Raw genomic sequence first — 19088 nt, forward strand, 5'->3', positions numbered from 1 at the left:
ACAGAGATGGGGTCAGCAGCATTCGGTCAGGGATAACAGTGCGCGGCGCCATGGTCAGTTTTTCAAATAACTGTGGCCGCGACACGCGGTCAGCAGCAGGTTGAGCAACAGCGCCAGGCTCAGCAGCACTATGCCGAGCGCCACCCCCTGGGCAAAGGCGCCCTTCTGGGTTTCCAGCGCGATGGCGGTGGGGATGTTGCGGGTGAAGTGCAGGATATTCCCCCCCACCATCATGGAGCAGCCCACTTCGGTGACGATGCGGCTGAAGGCGCCGATCACGGCCGCCAACAGGCCGAAGCGGCATTCGCGCATCAGTCCGAGCAGCGCCCTCGGCCAGGAGAGCCCCAGGGTGAGCGCCGTCTCCCAGGCGCGCCTGTCGCTCTGGATAAAGGCGGCGTGGGCCATGGTGGCGATGACGGGGAAGGCGATCAGCATCTGCCCCACCACCATGGCCTGCTGGGTGAACAGCATCTTCCAGTCGCCGAAGGGGCCGGCCCGCGACAACAACATGTAGAGCAAGAGGCCGATTACCACGGTCGGCACCGACTGCAGGGTATTGATGCAGGAGAGCCAGAGCCAGCGCGCCGGGATCGGCAGATAGGCGAGCGCAAAGCCGAGCAGCAGCGCCGGCACCAGCACCAGCGCCAGTGCCAGGCAGGAGACGGAGAAGGAGACCCCCACCACCTGCCACAGATCTGTGTCGCCCCCGAACAGCAAGGCAAGCGCCGCCAGCGTTGTATCCAGCAGAGTCGGCATCAGACGCTTGCCTCATGGGGCAGGGCGAGGGCCGTCAATGTGGTCATATCCAGCAGGGCCGGCATCAGGCGTCTCTCCTCATGGGGTAGGGCGAGGGCGGCCAGCGTTGTATCCAGCAGAGTCGGCATCAGACGCTTCCCCTATCGTGCGGGGCGAGAGCCATCCATGTGATCGTATGGAACAAGGGCTGCATTATTTCCCGTTGGCATCGGCCACAAACAGCGCCTGGCCTGCCACCTTGAAGTCACCGATAAGCGTCTGGCCGTGCTCGGAGACCAGCCAGTTCTTCAGGGTGCGGGCCCCTTCGGTATTGAGATCCGGGTAGCGCTTGGGGTTGACCAGGATCACCTGATAGGGGTTGAACAAGCGCTTGTCGCCCTCCAGCAGCACGGCGAGATCCAGCTTGCTCTGATAGGCGAGCCAGGTGCCGCGGTCGGTCAGGGTATAGGCGCCAAGCTCGGAAGCCATGGTCAGGGTCGGGCCCATGCCCTGGCCGATGGACTTGTAGCCGGCAAACTCGGGTTTGACGTCGGCCGCCTGCCACAGGGTCTTCTCCTTGATGTGGGTGCCGGACTCGTCCCCGCGGGAGATGAAGGTCTGCTTCTTATCCTTGATGGCTTGCAGCCCTTTGGCGGCGTCGTGCAGCTTGCCCAGACCCGCAGGGTCTTTCGCCGGGCCTACGATGACGAAGTCGTTGTACATCAGGTGTACCGGCTCTATGCCAAAGCCCGCGTCGACGAAGGCCTTCTCGGCAGAAGGGGCGTGGGTCATCACCAGATCCGCGTCGCCGTTCTCACCCATCTTCAGGCTCTGGCCTGTACCGGCCGCCATCACCTGCACCGGATAACCCGTCTCCTTGGTGAACTGGGGCAGCAGCCAGCCCAGCAGACCGGACTGCTCCGTGCTGGTGGTGGTGGCGAGGCGAATGGGCGCCTTGGCGCTCTCGGCGTGGCTGGCTGTGCTCAGCAAGGGCAGGCTCAGCAGCAGGGCGGTGGAGAGGGCAAGGGCGAGACGTTTGCGCACGGTTCCTGTGATCATGATGTTCATCGTATCCGGGTGATGGGGAGAGGGCAGGACCAAGCAAGCAGGGTGCCAAGCTGGCCGCATGCTGCCAGCAGCACGGTTTTCAATGCTAAAACAGTCGGTTAACGGCGTTAATTGCGTGATGGCCCCGTCGCTTTTAATAAAGGGGGTTGGCACTCGGGGCCGGTTAGCGACAAAATGTCCCACAGTTTATAAGGTCGGTGGGACAATCCCGGAACCTTGTCGAATCTGAGGTACTTTTTTCATGACTGCACCCGCCAGCCGTTGGTCCGCCCTCTCTCTGCTCATCGTCGATGACGAGCCCGGCATGCGCAGCTTTCTGGCCAAGGCGCTGGCCAGGCGCTTCGCCCAGATAGAGACGGCCGCCAGCGTGGAGGAGGCGGAGGCCCTGCGCTGCCGCCTGCATTTCGATCTCATCATCGCCGACATCCGGCTACCGGGGCGCTCAGGCATCGAGTGGCACGAGGCCATAGACCCCGCCACCCGGCGCAGCGACATCATCTTCATGACCGGCTTCGGCGACATGGAGACAGCCCTCAAGGCGTTGCGGCTCGGCGCCAGCGACTTCATCCTCAAACCTTTCAACCTGGATCAGATGGTGCAGGCGGTGGACAGGGTGATAGAGCGCCGCCAGATGGAGCGGGAGAACCTGCTGCTGCGCCGGGAGGTGAGCAAGCTGTTCCCGCCCACCCTGATAGGTGACAGCGCCAAGACCCGCGAGCTCAAGACGCTCATCGCCAGAGTGGCCCCCTCCAACGCCGCCGTGCTGGTGGAGGGGGAGTCCGGTACCGGCAAGGAGCTGGTGGCCCGCGCCCTGCACCAGCTTTCCGGCCGGATGGGGGCCTTTGTGCCGCTCAACTGCGCCTCCATCGCCCCCGAACTGCTGGAAAGCGAACTGTTCGGCCACGTGCAGGGGGCCTTCACCGGTGCCCGCAAGGGGCGCGACGGCCTGTTCCGGGTCGCCCACCAGGGCACCCTCTTTCTGGACGAGATAGGCGAGATGCCGCTCGCCATGCAATCGTCCCTGCTGCGGGTGCTGGAGCAAAAAGCCATTCGGCCGGTCGGCGCTGAACGTGAATTGTCGGTGGATGTGCGCATCGTCGCCGCCACCAACCGCAACCTCAAAGCCGAGGTGGAGGCGGGCCGCTTTCGGGAAGATCTCTTTTACCGGCTCAACGTGGTAGCGCTGCCGGTGGCGCCCCTGCGCGATCGCGTCGACGACATCCCGGCCCTGGTGCATCACTTCACCCGCCAGCTCACCGCCGAGATGGGGATGGGCTCGTTAAGCTGGACCCACGAGGACGTGGTGGCCATGCAGGCCTATCCCTGGCCCGGCAACGTGCGCGAGCTGCGCAACCTGATCGAGCGCTGCCTGCTGCTGGGCAAGCCCCCCGCCGACTACTGGCAGAGCAGCAAGGCGGCAGAACAGGGGGCGAGCGAGGAGGGCTATCCGCTGGCGTGGCCGCTGGCCGAGGTGGAGAAGGCCCATATCCTGCAGGTGGTGGCGAGCCATGATGGCAACAAATCCGCCGCTTCCCGGGTGCTGGGGGTGGCGCGCAAGACCCTGGAGCGCAAGTTCAAGGAGTGGGCCATCGAATGACAACCCGCAACCGGACGGCGCCGCTATGACCCTGCTGCCGCGCTGGCTCAAGACCAAGGTACGCTGGCGCCTGCTGCTGCTCACCTCGGTGCCCATCATGCTGACCCTGGTGGGCATGATAGGGCTGACGCTTTACTGGACTCTCACCTACAGCTGGCAGAACCTGCTCACCAATGTGCGCGGCGACCTGGGGGTGGCCCACCATGCGGTCAATGTGCAGCAGCAACGTCAGGCCGAACATCTGGAGCACCTGCGCGATGCCTGGGCCTTCCAGCTGCGGCTGCGCCAGACGCCCGAAGTGCTGCCAGCCTGGGTGATGCCGCTGGCGGCCAACTACGATCTCGACTTTCTGCGCCTGCGCAGTGGCGCCGAACTGGATCTGCTGACGGCCAGGGAGCGCACGGCCCTCGCCGCCGGGCGCAGCGTCAGCCACTTCGTGGTCTGGTCGCGGGAGCAGTTGCTGGCCCTCTCGCCCACCCTTGCCAGCCGCGCCGTGCTGGACAGGGAGCACACAGCCGCCCCTGGCCAGGAGACCCGGGGGCTCGTCAGCCTATCCCTGACGCCCGTCATGGCCAGAGACGGCTCGCTCTGGGCCGTGCTGGAGGGGGGCGAGCTCATCAACGGCAGCACCCGGCTGGTGGACGAGCTCAAGGGACAGGTGTTTGCCAAAAATACCCTGCCGGATGGAAGCATAGGCACTGTCACCCTGTTTCTCGGCGATCTGAGGGTGAGCACCAATGTGCCCGCCAGCAGCAGTCGCCAGCTGGGGCGGGCGGTGGGCACCCGGGTCTCGGCGCCGGTGCGCGAGCAGGTGCTGGGCCGGGGGGAGCTGTGGGTCGACCGCGCCTTCGTGCACGACGCCTGGTATGTCTCCGGCTACGAGCCCCTGCTCGGGGCGCACGGCGAGCGCATCGGCATGCTCTACGTCGGCTTTCTGGAGTGGCCCTTCATTCGCACCTACCTCACCAACCTGCTGGAGCTGGGCTCTGGCGTGGTGCTGCTCCTGCTGCTCTCTGGCCTGCTGGTCTATCGCGGCGCCCGGGATCTCTTCACCCCCATAGAGCGGATGCACGGCGTGGTGCGTCAGGTGCAGCATGACCAGTCGGCCAGGGTGGGGGCGCTGCCGCTCGACCCCGACCACGAGCTGGCCCAGCTGGGGCGCCAGTTTGACGCCATGCTGGACCGTCAGGCCGCGCACCAGCAGCAGCTGGCCCGCAGTGCCGACGAGCTGGAGCAGAAGGTGGCCGAGCGCACGGGCAGTCTGGAGCAGAAGACTGCCGAGCTGGAGCACCACATCCATATGCTGACCCAGGCGCGCCAGCAGTTGCTCATCAGCGAGAAGCTGGCGGCCCTCGGCGAGCTGTGCGCCGGGGTGGCCCACGAGATCAACAACCCGCTGGCGGTGATCCTCGGCAATGTGGAGCTGATGAAGCTGGAGTTGGGAGAGGCCGCCGCCCCGGTCAGCGAGGAGCTGGCGCTGGTGCTGGCCCAGATAGAACGCATTCGCGCCATCACCCGCAGCCTGTTGCAATACTCCCGCCCCGGCGATTACGAGACGGCGCCGGTGTGGCAGCACCTCACCCCCATCATCGAAGAGAGCCTGACTCTGGTGCGCTCTGCCCTGCGCCAGCAGCAGGTGAACCTGGTGGCCGACTTGCAGGCCCAGCAGCCCATAGAGGCGGATCGCCAGCAGCTGTTGCAGGTGCTGATAAACCTCTTGGTCAACGCCAGCCACGCGCTGGGTGAGCAGGGGGAGATCCGGGTCGAGAGCCGCGACTGGTTCGACGAGGCGGGAGGGCTGCAGGGGGCCGAGGTGCGGGTCATCGACAACGGCAGCGGCATAGATGCCGCCATCATGGACAAGATCTTCGACCCCTTCTTCACCACCCGTGCCACAGGCACAGGTCTGGGGCTGGCCCTGAGCCATCGCATCATCAGCCGCTGGGGCGGGGAGCTGGTGGTGGACTCCACTCCCGGACAGGGGAGCTGCTTTACCATCAGGCTGCGCAGCCATGCCCTGCTGCCCAGCGGTGGCGAGCCAGCCCAGCTGGAGGGGTGGCGCATTGCGCTCGGGGCCGAGGGGCGCGGCTCTGGCTCGGCGGGGCATGAGCCTGATTCGGCAGTGGGTGAGTCACGGAAAGGGTAAGCGCCTGCCCATTTATCAGAGCGGATGGCAATAAAACAAACGGGCCTGCCTGGGTGGCAGGCCCGTGCTGGTCAGGGCTGTCGGCACAAAGAGAGGGGCTGGCCGCTTTCGCTACTGCGGGCTCCACACCAGCTTGCCGCTCTGGGTCAGGTCATAGCCGCCGAGGCGGGCTGCCAGCTCGCGCCCCTCGGGGGATTGCAGCCAGCCGATCAGCTGCTGCAACAGGGTGCGAAAGAAGACCCCCTGCGGCATCACCAGATCGAAGCACTCCTGCGACAGAGGCATAAAGCCGAGGCCAAACTCGGTGGCCGTGCTCTGGGCGCCGGGCCCCACGTCGGCATCGCCCCGGCTGATGGCGGCAGCCAGCTCCCGCTCGCTGTTGACCTGTACAGTGCTCTCCAGCCGGGTCAGCGACTCCCCCTGGGTTTGCAGCCACTCCTGCAGGGCGCGCTGGCTGCCGGCCCCCTCCTGGCGCATGGCCCAGCGCCAGTCGAGCGCCTGTTTTGCCTCCTGCGGCTGCAAGCCCTGGCGCAGCACCAGCCCCTGTACCCGCCGAAAGCCATGCACTATCACCCATTGGCGGTGGCCCTGATACTGCTGCACCAGCGCCGGGTGGCGCAGGTGGGCCTCTTCGGCCTGACCCCAGTGAATGGCGCAGAGATCCACATGGCCGCGTGCCAGCATCGCCAGCCCCTGGCGAGTGCCGCAGGGGGTGTAGCCCACCAGCGCCTGGGTGCCGAGCTGCCGCGCAAGCGTGCTGCAACCATAGTGCAGCAGCACGTCGTCTGAGCCCGCCAGCAGCAGCCGGTCGTTCATCACCCCCTCGTGGCAGCTGCCGAGCAGCCAGCGATCGAGCAGGGAGCGCGGAAACAGCCACTTGCCGGTCGCCTTGGTGGCGGGGATGCGCGCCTCGTTGGCGAGCTGGTAGACCTTTTTCTCGTTGAGATCGAGGTATTCGGCCACCTGCTTCACGTTCATAAATTCGTTCATGGCTTAATCTCGCATCCCGCGACCGGCCGAACCGGGCGCCAGCACCGGCGGCTTCTCGTCCAGCACGAGATGGTCGTGGCCGCTGAATACCTCGAAGTGGCGGCCCTTGGCGCGGGCAATCATGGTGATGCCGAGCTGGCGGGCGAGATCCAGCCCCATCTGGGTGACGCCGGAGCGCGACAGCAGCACGGGAATGCCCATCTGCGCCACCTTGATCACCATCTCCGAGGTGAGCCGGCCCGTGGTGTAGAAGATCTTGTCGTTGCCACCCTCGCCGCGCATCCAGAGCTCGCCCGCCAGGGTATCCACCGCATTGTGGCGCCCCACATCCTCGACAAAGGAGAGGATCTCGCTGCCGCGACAGATGGCGCAGCCGTGCACGGCGCCGGCCATCTTGTAGGTCTCGTTATGGGCCGACAGGGCTTTGAGCAGGGCATAGAGGGTGCTCTGTTTCAGCGTGGGTGCCGTCAGCATCACCCCTTCGAGCTTCTTCATCACGCTGCCATACATGGTGCCCTGACCGCAGCCGGAGGTGACCGTCTTCTTCTCCAAGGACTTGTCGAGATCGGCGGCCTGCTGGCTGCTCACCACGGCGGCGGCCTCGCTCTCCCAGTCGACGATCACCGACTCGATGGCTGCAATGTCCTCGATAAAGCCCTGATTTTTCAGATAACCCAGCACCAGCGCCTCGGGGCGGGCCCCCAGCGTCATCAGGGTTACTATCTCCTTCCAGTTGAGGTAGACCGTCAGTGGCCGCTCACAGGCGATTTGGCGGGTGTTCATCGTGCCCTGTTCATCCATCACCTCGACGGCCATGGTGAGCTGGGCGGCAGCATTGCTTTTGATAAAGGTCGGTGTCATGGGCCCCTCGCGACCGGTTGCCGGGATCTAAGGGGAGGGATACAGCAAGTTTTGTTCCAAATTGTTAAAGCCTAAGTATTATTTTTATGTGATAAAGGTAGGTATTATGAATTGGTTTTTATGAGGTTTTAATCCCTATAAGTTAGGGGTGTTGTCTGGACAAACGACATGAAATAAATGAGTATGTGCTTATTTTTAACACTAGTTTTAGTATGAGGGATAGATGTCAGATTTCCAGAATTTATTATCCTCTTTGTTGAGGGGTAAAAAGCAGAAGCATCCATTCAGTTATGAATCAACGGTATCTTCATATAAAAATGATTTACAGGAAAGGATATTCGATTTTGAAAGGCGAATTAGTGATTACATAGATAAAAACAACAAACTAACAAAGTCTCTCAGGCGGATATTGCCTTCTATAGTAAAAACAATAAATTAATAATTAGTTCCATTGATGAGTATCTTAATGGTAATTCTGGTAAGGCGTATGATATCTTTGAAAAGATGATGAGTTATAAAATAATTAGCAATGCTATTGTTAATTTACGTGTGGAGTTGAAAGACATATGTGTTAAGCCTAACTATCTATATCGAGTGAGGGTCAGTGACTCACAGTTGACATCTCGAAAAGAAATGTTTCATATACCTTTTAATATGAGGCATTTGGTCGGATCGCAAAGATATTCAATTGCAGGTTTACCTTGTTTATATTTAGGTTCTTCGATTTATGTTTGCTGGCAAGAAATGGGAAAACCAAATCTAGATTCATTATATATATCAAGTTATCAATTGAATGCAAAAAACTATGAATTTCCTAAGTATGTTCTCAATTTTGCTTTTTCTTTAGAGATAATGAAGAAAAATGATATTGAACTGTTGTTTTTCGGCAGTGATGACAATGATTTGTCTTTAGACAAGCAGATTGCACATTTGACATTATGGCCATTACTAATGGCATGTAGCTATGTTAAAGCTAATGAAAAAGCTAAATTTAATATAGAATATGTAATTCCAAATATGCTATTGCAATGGATCATTACAGATGCGCCTAGTGTTGATGGAATAATTTATTTGTCGACAAAAACAAAGCAACTTCGTCAGTCTAAAATTGGAATGAACGTTGTAATTCCACCTAAGTCGTCAGCAGAAAAGACGGATGGAAATGAATATTGTATTGATATGGCTAAATGTTTTGAACTAACAAATCCTATTTCATGGCAGGTTTTAGAAACAATATCTTGTAAAGTGACCGAGGGAATATCTGATTTCGGTTATGGTGATGATATTGAGCAAATGCTACTAGAAAACTATAAAAGTACCAGTTTTTATAGAGCAGAAAAGAAAATAGAAAGTATTTTGACATTATCTACTATAAATAATGTTTAAACGATATTTTTGAGTTGAAGTTATAAACTTTGTCGGTCTGTATGTTCGAATTTTGAATATCGTATGTTGGGATAATTTGTAGGTTGGTGCTGAACGAAGTGAAGCCCAACGTTTACCGTAGGATATTTCAAAAGCAATAATCGGATAATCCGGTGTTATTCGATTATTGCCATTCCCTCTATCAGTCTCTGGCGGATTGATGTTACGCCGCATGTTGGGCTTCGCTGCGCTCAGCGCCAACCTACATCCCGTACAACGCCTCAACCTGTATATCGAAACGTCCCCAAGCGGCCACCAAACCGGCCTTGGCCCCACTCTTGCTATGTCTTATCCCATTGATGGCTGTGGCCGCCGTGAATGTCCTGCTGTGATCCGCCCCGAACGGGGTGGATCACGGGGGAGGGCGGCCCGGCAGAGACCTTCTGATGGGAGCCGTGACAGTGCAAGACACAACCAATACCTTGCCCCCGCAGCGCTGGCTGCAGCTGGAGTTAAAGGCCATCGACAGCCAGGTTGGCCGCTGGCAGAGCCGCCGTTTCGAGATAGCGGCGCTCCACCCCGCCGAACCGGAGGCTGTAGGTGCCTTGCCCCTTACCCTGTTTCGCGATGAGCGGGGGGATTATCGCTTCAATTTGAGCTCCGGCTCGCCCCGCCTCTTTGTTACCGGAACTGTCACCGGAAGCCGCGTGGACAATAGCTTTGTGGCCGATGGCCTGACCCTGAGCCAGACAGTGGCGGCCGCCTATATGGATGGCGAGCGGCAGGTGCTCTCCTGCCCGCTGCCCGAGGCGCTGCAAGCCTGGGTGGAGGCCTTTATCGGTCGCCACGGCGAGCTGCTGGAGGCCCGCCGCAAGGGCAAGAAGGGCAAGGGGCGGGCGCAGGATCAGCTGGGGGTCGATACGAGAGTTGAGACATCAAGAGACGCCAGTGATCAAGCCAATTGCGGCGCCGTCAAAGCCACTGGCCCCGATGGCCGCGAGCGTTCGGGAGCAGGCTCCCATGAGTGAGTTCCTCAAGCGCTGGTCGGCTCGAAAGCATCAGGCATTGCAGCCACGGGAGCAGGCCGACCCCGAGGTTGTTGCTATCCCCACCGAAGGCAATGGCAAAGATGAAATGCCAGATACAGAGCTGGATAGCCGCGTAGTCAGCACTGACAAGGGGAGTGGTGAACCCGAGGCTGCCGAGGGTCTCCTGTATGAGGTGTCGGAGGGAAAACCGGCTATCGGTGACGCCGCTTCGCAGCCGGCCAAATCTGCGTTGCCTGACAAAGAGACACTGAGAGCCATGTTTCGCACTCACAAGCCGGACGGGCTGGATGACTACACCCAGGATTTCAGCCAGCCCGAGCTGCTGCCGGCAGCCCTGACGGCGGGGCTGCGCAACTGGCTGGTGGAGGCGGTGACGGCGCCCGAGGCCGAGTCCGGCAGCGCACTGTCGCCATCAGATCAGGCATCACCCGAGCAGGCCCTTGCCGACCAGCCAGCCGCTGCCCCCTCTTTTTCTTCTCCCGCCTCCCAGCGGAGTGAACCGCCCGCCATCTTGCTGGCCCCGGATCCACAAGCCCACACCAAGGATCGGGACATTTTGGTTGATGAGGGTGGACAAAATGTCCCAGCCAAGGATGGGGGAATGGAGCGTCTGGGATCCTGACTCCCTGCCAGTCACTATTTTTCCGGGGGAGTTGGCTCGGCTCTTGCTCCTCCACAAGACCAACAAGCGATCCATCCCATGAGGTGGACCGCACAGGAGTGCATGTGAGCATCGAACAACATTACTCAAACCTGACCCCCGATGGGGGAGTGGCGGGGCGCAATGAGCGAGCCCGCGCCGACGCCTTGCGCCACACGGTCAAGACCGACAACCTGATCCCGGCTACCGTCTCCTACCAGAGCCAGGGCCGCTTGTTGCTGGTCGGCCCGGAAGATCGCATTCGCCGCGCCGCCAGCCTGCTGCCACAAGGCGTGATGCCGACCCTGCTGGTCACAGAATCCGTTCACAATGCCGAGGCGGCAGATCTCGAAGCCATCTTCGACGCCACCGCATCCCTCAATGCCCTGACCCTGCGCGAGCCGAGCCTCAAGGGCTATCTGGGTCAGTACCAGCTAACCGGCCTGAGCGGGCAGGGGGAGCGGGTTGATCTGGCGGGGCTTTGTTTTCCACAACAGGGTTTCCCGCAGCAGGCTGCGGCAGCTGTCAGTGAACTGCCTGGGGAGCCGCGTTTCGATCTGGTGGCCGATCTGGGCCGCACGCCGCTGTTTGCGCTGGAGCGCCCACCGATCGGCTATCTGCATCTGGTTGATGACCAGGGGCTGGCCGAACAGCTCGCCGAGCTGTGCGCCCTGACCGGCATCTTCGACAAGCCGCGCTATTTTCGCCTCGACCCCGAGGCCTGTGCCTTCACCGCCCGTGGCGTGCCCGGTTGCAGCCGCTGCCTCGATGTCTGCCCGACCGATGCGCTCAAGCCCGTCAACGGTCGCATCCAGATAGATCCGCACCTCTGCCAGGGCTTTGGCAGCTGCGCCTCCGCCTGTCCGACCGGGGCGATTGCCTATCACCAGCCCGATGCCAGCACCAGCGGCGACTACCTGCTGCGCCTGCTCAAACGCTATCGGGAGGCGGGCGGCGCCCACCCTGTGCTGCTGATCGCCGGGGAGGGCGAGCGGGCACGACTTGAGGCCAGCCTGCCCGCCCTGCCAACCCACTGGTTGCCGGTCTGGGTGGAAGAGAGCGCCAGCCTGGGGGTTGAGAGCTGGCTGGCGGCGCTCGCCTATGGTGCCAGCGCGGTGCGCATAGTGCTTGGCGAGGACGCCCCCGCCAGCGTGCGGGCCCTGCTGGAGCGGGAGCTGGCCAATGCCGCCGTACTGCTGGCGGGGGCCGGTTTACCGGCGGACCGGGTGGCGATCCACTCCCTGAGCGCCATGGAGCGTGCCAGTGAACACCCTGGCACTGCGTTGTTCGACAAACCGCTCAAAGGGGACAAGCGGGAGACCCTGTTTGCCGCCTTCGATGCCCTCTGGCAGGCCAACGGGGGCAGCCACGAGCCGCTGGCAGTGCCCCATGGCGCCCCCTTTGGCGCAGTGGGGCTCAAGGAATCGGATTGCACCCTCTGCATGGGCTGCGTGGCGGTCTGCCCGACCCGCGCCCTGCATGCGGTGGGCCACACGCCCGGCCTCAACTTTATCGAGCAGGACTGCATCCAGTGCGGCATGTGCGAAAAAGCCTGCCCCGAGCAGGCCATCGTCCTTGCACCCCGCCTGCAGCCTGTGCCCGAGGCGCGCCGCGCCGTGCAGAGCCTCAAAGCCGAGGAGGCCGCCTGCTGCATTCGCTGCTCCAAGCCGTTTGCGCCGGCTTCCCTCATTCGTCGCATCCAGCAAAAGCTGGCCGGTCACTCCCACTTCCAGAACGAGGCCGCCGCGCGGTTGCTGATGTGTGAGGATTGCCGGGTCAAGGATGTGTTTACGGCGCTGGCGGCGGATCCTGCCGCCCAGCTCAAGATATGAGGGGCCTGTGATGAGTGAACAACCGAATAGCCATACCGCACTGAATGCAGGCGAACTGACCATGACAGATCTGGAACAGAGCAGTGCCGACATGTATGCCCTGCTGGCGAGCCTGTGGCGCGCCGCCCCTGGTGGCGAGCAGCTCGCCTGGCTGCAAGGCTTGCAGGCCATGCCGGGCCCCTTTGCCAGAGGGCTGGGGCTGGTGCAACTGGCCGCCAGCAGCCACCGCGAAAACGAACTCGCCGAGGAGTATCAGGATCTCTTTATCGGCCTGGGGCGCTGCGAGGTAGTGCCGTTTGCCTCCTGGTATCTCACCGGCTCTCTGATGGAGCTGCCGCTGGCGGTGCTGCGCGCCGACCTGCAATCCCTGGGTTTCGAGCGCCAGAGCGGGGTGTGCGAACCCGAGGACCACCTGGCCGCCCTGTGCGAGGTGATGGCGGTATTGATTGCCGAGCAGCACCCCGAGCGCAACCGCTTCTATGAACGCCATCTGGCCCCCTGGGTGCTCGCCTGCTGCCGCGATCAGCAACAGGCGAAGGGGGGCAGCTTCTACCGGGCGGTCGGGGCGCTTGCCGAAGACTTTTTCAAACTGGAGCAGGATCTGCGCCTGCCCTTTGGTACCCCTGTGGTGACGCTGCCATGACGCGGCACCCACTCACTCATAGCGAAGCCGGCACAGTGCGGCTGGCCATAACAAAAACAGAGGTCACAGAAAGATGAGCGATGAAAAGCTGAAAGACCCGTCCCGACGCAATCTGATCAAGGGGGTGGGCGTGGTCGCCACCATAGGCGTGCTGGCCGGTGCCACCGGTCGGGTGGTGAGCAAGGAGGCGCTGACCCACGATACCCAGCCCGACAAGGGCTATCGGGAGACCCCCCATGTTCACGACTTTTATCGCACCCTGCGCGGCACCGACTGAGCCGGCTCAGTGAAGGAGACCTTATGAAACTGACAAAACGAGCCGAGCCGGTCAATGCGAGCGAGCAAGGCTGCTTGCAAAGTAATGCGGCCGCTCGCGGCCAGGGGCTGACCCGCCGCGCCTTTATGGTCAACTCAGGTCTGGTGGCCGGCGGCGCCGTGGCCGCCGGTTGGCTGGCCCCCGCCATGATGCAACGGGCCGAGGCCAAAACCGTGGCGGCCGAGGTGCCGGTCGAGGTGAAGCGCACCATCTGCTCCCACTGCTCTGTGGGCTGCGGTGTCTATGCCGAGGTGCAAAACGGCGTCTGGACCGGTCAGGAGCCGGCGTTTGATCACCCCTTCAACCTCGGCGGTCACTGCGCCAAGGGGGCGGCCCTGCGTGAGCACGGCCACGGTGAGCGTCGCCTCAAGTACCCGATGAAACTGGTGGGCGGCAAGTGGCAGCGTCTGAGCTGGGAGCAGGCCATCGAAGAGGTGGGCAACGAGGTGCTGCGCCTTCGCAAGGAGTCCGGCCCCGACAGCGTCTACTGGCTCGGCTCTGCCAAGCACTCCAACGAGCAGGCCTACCTGTTTCGCAAGATGGCGTCCCTGTGGGGCACCAACAACGTGGATCACCAGGCGCGGATCTGCCACTCCACCACGGTCGCCGGGGTAGCCAACACCTGGGGCTATGGCGCCATGACCAACAGCCTGAACGACATGCACAACAGCAAGTCGATCATGTTTATCGGCTCCAACCCGGCGGAGGCCCACCCGGTCGCCATGCAGCACATACTGCTGGCGAAAGAGCGCAACGGCTGCAAGATCCTGGTGGTCGACCCGCGCCGCACCCGCACTGCCGCCAAGGCGGACATGTACCTCTCCCTGCGCCCTGGCACAGACGTCGCCTTTATCTGGGGCATGCTCTGGCACATCTTCAAAAACGGCTGGGAAGACAAGGAGTTCATCCGCACCCGGGTCTACGGCATGGACGAGGTGCAAAAAGAGGTGGCGCGCTGGACCCCGGCCGAAGTGGAGCGGGTGACCGGCCTCAACGAACAGCAGGTCCATGGCGCCGCCAAGCTGCTGGCCGACAACCGCCCCGGCTGCGTGGTCTGGTGCATGGGTGGCACCCAGCACACCACGGGCAACAACAACACCCGCGCCTACTGCATCCTCGAACTGGCCCTCGGCAATGTGGGCAAGAGCGGGGCGGGCACCAACATCTTCCGCGGTCACGACAACGTGCAGGGAGCCACCGATTTTGGCGTTACCTCCGACTCCCTACCCGGTTACTACGGGCTGGAAGAGGGCTCCTGGAAGCACTGGGCCCGGGTGTGGGATGTCGATTACGAATGGATCAAGGCGCGCTTTGACAACAAGGCCTACAACGGCAAGCTGCCGATGAACAACAACGGCATTCCGGTCTCCCGCTGGGTGGACGGGGTGCTGGAGAACGCCGACCTTATCGAGCAGGGCTCCAATATCCGCGCCATGTTCTACTGGGGCCATGCGGTCAACTCCCAGACCCGCGGCCCGGAGATGAAGAAGGCGATGCAAAAGCTCGACATCATGGTGATTGTCGACCCGTACCCCACAGTCGCCGCCGTCATGAACGATCGCACCGATGGCGTCTACCTGCTGCCGGCCACTACCCAGTTCGAGACCTATGGTTCCGTCACCGCCACCAACCGCTCCATGCAGTGGCGCGACAAGGTGATCGAGCCGCTGTTCGAATCCAAGGTCGATCACGAGATCATGTATCTGCTGAGCAAGAAGCTCGGCTTTGCCGACCAGCTGTTCAAGCACATCAAGGTGGAGAACAACCAGCCACTGCTGGAAGACATCACCCGCGAGTACAACCGCGGCATGTGGAGCGTGGGCTACACAGGCCAGAGCCCGGAGCGGCTCAAGGCGCACCAGCAGAACTGGCACACCTTCCACAAGACCAACCTCAAGGCCGAAGGGGGCCCGGTCAGTGGCGAAGTGTATGGTCTGCCCTGGCCCTGCTGGGGCACCCCGGAGATGAAGCACCCCGGCAGCCACATCCTCTACGACACCAGCATTCCGGTCTCGGAAGGGGGCGGCGGGTTCCGCGCCCGTTTCGGCATCGAGTATCAGGGCGTATCGCTGCTTGCCGAAGACTCCTGGCCGAAGGGGAGCGAGGTGGAAGACGGCTATCCCGAGATCACCGCCGATCTGATGAAGCAGCTTGGCTGGTGGGATGAGCTGACCGAGGCCGAGAAGAAGGAGGCCGAGGGCAAGAACTGGAAGACCGACCTTTCTGGCGGCATCCAGCGGGTCGCCATCAAGCACGGCTTCGTGCCCTATGGCAACGCCAAGGCGCGCTGCGTGGTGTGGACCTTCCCGGATCAGGTGCCCAAGCACCGTGAACCGCTCTACACCCCGCGCCGCGACTTGCTGGCCGACTACGCCACCTGGCCTGATTCGAAGAGCCTGTGGCGCCTGCCGACCCAGTACGCCTCGGTGCAGGAGAAGGACGTCAGCAAGGAGTTCCCGATCATCCTCACCTCCGGCCGTCTGGTGGAGTACGAGGGGGGCGGTGATGAGACCCGCTCCAACCCCTGGCTGGCCGAGTTGCAGCAGGAGATGTTCGTCGAGATGAATCCGGCGGATGCCAACGACGTCGGCGTGCGCGACGGTCAGGATGTGTGGGTCGAGGGGCCGGAAGGGGGCCGGGTGCTGGTCAAGGCGCTGGTGACCCCAAGGGTCAAGGCGGGGCTGGCCTTTATGCCGTTCCACTTCGGCGGCCACTTCGAGGGCCAGGATCTGCGATCCAAATACCCGGAAGGGTCTGACCCTTATGTGCTGGGGGAGTCGGTCAACATAGTCACCACCTATGGTTATGACCCTGTCACCCAGATGCAGGAGACCAAGGTCACCCTGTGCCGCTTTCGCAAAGTAGGAGCCTGATCTCATGGCCAGAATGAAATTCATGTGTGACACCAAGCGCTGCATCGAGTGCAACGGCTGCGTGACGGCGTGCAAGAACGAGAACGACGACGCCCTGGAGTGGGGCATACAGCGGCGCCGGGTGGTGACCCTCAACGACGGCCTGCCGGGGGAGACCTCCATCTCGGTCGCCTGCATGCACTGCACCGACGCTCCCTGCATGGCGGTCTGCCCGGCCGACTGTTTCTATCACACGGACGACGGCATAGTGCTGCACAACAAGGATCTCTGCATCGGTTGCGGCTACTGCCTGTTTGCCTGCCCGTTCGGGGCGCCCCAGTTCCCGAAGACCGCCGCCTTCGGCGATCGGGGCAAGATGGACAAGTGCACCTTCTGCGCCGGCGGCCCGGAGGAGGATCACAGCGAGGCGGAGCGCCAGAAGTACGGTGCCAACCGCATCGCCGAGGGCAAGCTGCCCATGTGTGCCGAGCTCTGCTCCACCAAGGCGCTGCTGGCGGGGGATGCGCAGGTCATCTCCGACATCTTCCGCGAGCGGGTCGCCTATCGCGGCGCCAAGGACGCGGGCTGGGGCAGCGGTGAAGAGCTGTTCCATGACGCCAGCAAGGCGGGCAAGGGAGGGGCGGCATGAAAACCTGGCTAATGGCCCTGTTTGCCGCCCTGCTGCTGGTGAGCACCGCCAGCTTCGCCGATGCCGAGAAGGAGGCGGTCGGCTTTGCCGGCGCCGACTACTGGCGGGCGGTGAAGGACGGGCAGGAGGGTTACACCACCTCCCGCTCGCCGGAGCACGGGGTGCTCATCTCGGTGCCGGGCCAGCTCTGGTTCGAGGTGAAGACCAAGTGGGTGTCGCCGCTCGGTGCCATCGCCATCTTCGGCTCCCTGGCCATGTGCGGTCTGATGTACTGGGCTGTGGGGCCGACCCGGCTCTCCAAGCCACGCACCGGGCGCAAGCTCAAGCGCTGGAGCCGGCTGGATCGGGCGCTGCACTGGACCACGGCGGGCATGTTCCTGACCCTCTCTGGTTCAGGGCTGGCCATCATCTACGGCAAGCACTTCATCAAGCCGGTGGTGAGCATGGGGGTGTGGGAGAACTGGATCTGGTTCGCCAAGGAGTTCCACAACTACGTGGGGCCGCTCTTCTTCCTCTGTCTGCTCGGCGTGCTCATCAAGTGGTTTCGCCACAACATAGTCAACATGGTGGATGTGCGCTGGTTCATGAAGGCGGGCGGCATGCTGGGCCCCCACAAGGGCAGCCACCCCTCGGCGGGCTTTTCCAACGGCGGCGAGAAGGCCATTTTCTGGCTGCTGATCTGGTTTGGAGGCATAGTGGTGGCGACCGGGCTGTTTCTGGACTTCCCCATCTTCGGCCAGCTGCGCCGCCAGATGGAGTGGGCCAGCTTCATCCATATCGTCGGGGCGCTCATCCTCATTTGCGGCTTTATCTTCCATATCTACATGGGCCTGTTCCAGCTGGAAGGGGCGCTGGAGGGGATGATCAACGGCGAGGTGGATGAGACCTGGGCCAAGGAGCACCATGACCTCTGGTATGAAGAGGTGAAGCACCAGCTCGATGACCCCAAGACGGGCAAATCCGGCTGATAGCCAACAGAGTAACGTAATGAGAAGGGGCGCTGAGGCGCCCCTTTTTATTGTCTGCTTGTCATAGCATTCGTCAGCGCTCGCCTCTTTACAGGGGCGGCTGCAGGGGGAGCCGGATCTGGTATGTCAGCCCCTGGCCGGGCGGGCTGGTGACGGTCAGCTGGCCGTGCAGGTTGTTCTCCACCAGGTTGTGGATGCGGCAGGCGCTCAGGCCGCAGTGGTTGGTGTTGCCGCGCTGGGTGGTGAAGAAGGGCTCGAACAGACGGGGCAGCTGCTCGGCCGTCATGCCGGGGCCCGAGTCTCTGTAGGTCAGCAGCAGCTCGTTGCCGCTTTGCGCTATGTTCAGGCCGAAGCTGTGCTGCCCCGGCCCCTTGAAGGCGTGCTCCATGCTGTTCTTGATGAGCTCCTGCACCAGATCGAGAAACAGCGACTCGGGGGCGGTCAGAGTCACCTCCTCGCCCCCGACATCCGGGTTGACCCTGGCGATGAGAAACTCGGGCGAGAAGGCCTGCAGCAGCTTGTGCAGGCTTTTTTGCACCGGGAAGGGGAGGGCCGGCAGCTCGTGTTGATCCCGGGTCAGCTCCTTGAAACGGGTGACCAGCAGGGCGACCCGGCGCAGACTGGATTCCACCAGTTCTGTGCCCTCCTTGATGTCGGTGAGCTGCTGGTGGAGCAGGCGCTGGCCCAGCATGCCGTTTTGCACCGCGTTCGCCAGCAGATCGCCCGCGCCGTGGATCAGGCTGGAGGCCGTGATGCCGATGCCGACCGGGGTGTTGATCTCGTGGGCAATCCCTGCCGTGAGCTGGAACAGGCTCTGGTAGAGCTGCACCTTGGCTTGCTGACGGCTCAGATCCTTGAGGCGCAGCTGGTTTTGCACCCGGGCCAGCACCTCTAGCTGGTGAAACGGCTTGGAGACATAGTCGCAGCCGCCGGCCTGAAAGGCCTGCTCGAGGGCACTGATCTCGTTGTTGGCACTGATGAAGAGGACGGGCAGGCACCACTGGCCCGGTAACTGCTTGATGCGGCGGCACGCTTCATAACCATTCATCACCGGCATGTTGATGTCCATCAACACCAGTGCGGGAGGAAACCGGGTGGCGGCATCCAGCGCCTGCTGGCCGTCGGTCGCCTCGCGCACCTGATAACCCGCCTCTTCCAGCAGGCAGCGCAATATGTAGCGGTTGGACGCCATGTCATCGACGATCAGGATATCACTCATAGTACGGCTTCCCGGAATAGGGGGGAGAGACTCCCTGCAGTGGGCTTGCTGTAAAGCATAGTTGCCCGCCATATTCATTGCGTTAACAACCCCTTGCTATCGTCAAATCGGATGGATTTTTACCCTGGGGTGAGCAACAGTAAGGGCGGCTTCATTGA

The 19088-nt window shown here is 62.0% G+C and carries 17 protein-coding genes; 11 read left to right on the top strand and 6 right to left on the bottom strand.

From position 1 onward, the window contains the following. Window positions 1–54: 54 nt before the first annotated feature. From BN1118_RS12440 to BN1118_RS12445, 3 genes are all read right to left on the bottom strand, one after another. Window positions 55–756 (bottom strand): ABC transporter permease, encoded by a 702-nt coding sequence (locus BN1118_RS12440; protein WP_043137869.1) that lies wholly within the window; start codon window positions 754–756, stop codon window positions 55–57. Beyond that, a complete protein-coding gene (locus BN1118_RS22385) occupies window positions 756–884 on the bottom strand; it encodes a hypothetical protein (RefSeq protein ID WP_280136098.1) in 129 nt (42 codons plus the stop codon). Before BN1118_RS22385 ends, BN1118_RS12440 begins: the two co-directional genes overlap by 1 nt. 64 nt (window positions 885–948) lie before the next feature. Beyond that, the gene (locus BN1118_RS12445) at window positions 949–1794 is read right to left on the bottom strand and encodes an ABC transporter substrate-binding protein (protein WP_043556420.1); all 846 of its coding nucleotides are present in this window, start codon (window positions 1792–1794) and stop codon (window positions 949–951) included. 250 nt (window positions 1795–2044) lie between these two features. On the opposite strand from BN1118_RS12445, the gene BN1118_RS12450 reads away from it, so the two are divergent. Then, complete coding sequence (locus BN1118_RS12450) at window positions 2045–3400, top strand: sigma-54-dependent transcriptional regulator (RefSeq protein WP_043556368.1); 1356 nt, start codon at window positions 2045–2047, stop codon at window positions 3398–3400. A gap of 25 nt (window positions 3401–3425) precedes the next feature. Continuing rightward, window positions 3426–5546, top strand: coding sequence for a sensor histidine kinase (locus tag BN1118_RS12455; protein WP_043556370.1), 2121 nt, complete (start codon window positions 3426–3428; stop codon window positions 5544–5546). A gap of 111 nt (window positions 5547–5657) precedes the next feature. Here BN1118_RS12455 and BN1118_RS12460 read toward each other — a convergent pair whose 3' ends face one another. Together BN1118_RS12460 and BN1118_RS12465 are read right to left on the bottom strand one after the other, a co-directional pair. Then, a complete protein-coding gene (locus BN1118_RS12460; RefSeq protein ID WP_084214094.1) occupies window positions 5658–6524 on the bottom strand; it encodes a helix-turn-helix transcriptional regulator in 867 nt (288 codons plus the stop codon). 15 nt (window positions 6525–6539) lie between these two features. Further along, on the bottom strand, window positions 6540–7397 hold the full coding sequence (locus tag BN1118_RS12465; RefSeq protein WP_043556373.1) for a formate dehydrogenase accessory sulfurtransferase FdhD: 858 nt from the start codon (window positions 7395–7397) through the stop codon (window positions 6540–6542). Between the two features lie 507 nt (window positions 7398–7904). Between BN1118_RS12465 and BN1118_RS21755 the strand changes: the two genes are divergently transcribed. From BN1118_RS21755 to BN1118_RS12505, 9 genes are all read left to right on the top strand, one after another. Beyond that, on the top strand, window positions 7905–8783 hold the full coding sequence (locus BN1118_RS21755; protein ID WP_156994941.1) for a hypothetical protein: 879 nt from the start codon (window positions 7905–7907) through the stop codon (window positions 8781–8783). Window positions 8784–9208: 425 nt separating this feature from the next. Then, entirely contained in the window at window positions 9209–9790 is a 582-nt protein-coding gene (locus tag BN1118_RS12470) for a DUF3305 domain-containing protein (RefSeq protein ID WP_043556374.1), read from the top strand. After that, window positions 9783–10433: a DUF3306 domain-containing protein gene (locus tag BN1118_RS12475; RefSeq protein ID WP_043556375.1), complete on the top strand. Its 651-nt coding sequence runs from the start codon at window positions 9783–9785 to the stop codon at window positions 10431–10433. The genes BN1118_RS12470 and BN1118_RS12475 overlap by 8 nt, the downstream gene beginning before the upstream one ends. Window positions 10434–10537: 104 nt before the next feature. Next, window positions 10538–12283 (top strand): 4Fe-4S binding protein, encoded by a 1746-nt coding sequence (locus BN1118_RS12480; protein WP_043556376.1) that lies wholly within the window; start codon window positions 10538–10540, stop codon window positions 12281–12283. 10 nt (window positions 12284–12293) lie between these two features. After that, complete coding sequence (locus BN1118_RS12485) at window positions 12294–12926, top strand: TorD/DmsD family molecular chaperone (RefSeq protein ID WP_043556377.1); 633 nt, start codon at window positions 12294–12296, stop codon at window positions 12924–12926. Between the two features lie 73 nt (window positions 12927–12999). Further along, on the top strand, window positions 13000–13203 hold the full coding sequence (locus tag BN1118_RS12490) for a transcriptional initiation protein Tat (protein WP_043137891.1): 204 nt from the start codon (window positions 13000–13002) through the stop codon (window positions 13201–13203). A gap of 23 nt (window positions 13204–13226) precedes the next feature. Beyond that, on the top strand, window positions 13227–16115 hold the full coding sequence (locus tag BN1118_RS12495; RefSeq protein WP_043556379.1) for a formate dehydrogenase subunit alpha: 2889 nt from the start codon (window positions 13227–13229) through the stop codon (window positions 16113–16115). A gap of 4 nt (window positions 16116–16119) precedes the next feature. Continuing rightward, complete coding sequence (gene fdh3B / locus BN1118_RS12500) at window positions 16120–16743, top strand: formate dehydrogenase FDH3 subunit beta (RefSeq protein ID WP_043556381.1); 624 nt, start codon at window positions 16120–16122, stop codon at window positions 16741–16743. Further along, the gene (locus BN1118_RS12505; RefSeq protein WP_043556383.1) at window positions 16740–17711 is read left to right on the top strand and encodes a formate dehydrogenase subunit gamma; all 972 of its coding nucleotides are present in this window, start codon (window positions 16740–16742) and stop codon (window positions 17709–17711) included. The genes fdh3B and BN1118_RS12505 overlap by 4 nt, the downstream gene beginning before the upstream one ends. 88 nt (window positions 17712–17799) lie before the next feature. On the opposite strand, the gene BN1118_RS12510 is transcribed toward BN1118_RS12505, so the two are convergent. Continuing rightward, window positions 17800–18930 carry a hybrid sensor histidine kinase/response regulator gene (locus BN1118_RS12510; protein ID WP_043556385.1) on the bottom strand — a complete coding sequence of 377 codons (1131 nt, stop codon included), beginning with the start codon at window positions 18928–18930 and terminating at the stop codon, window positions 17800–17802. Window positions 18931–19088 lie beyond the last annotated feature (158 nt).

Origin of the sequence: Aeromonas bestiarum (assembly GCF_000819745.1) — a bacterium.
GTDB classification, from domain to species: domain Bacteria; phylum Pseudomonadota; class Gammaproteobacteria; order Enterobacterales; family Aeromonadaceae; genus Aeromonas; species Aeromonas bestiarum.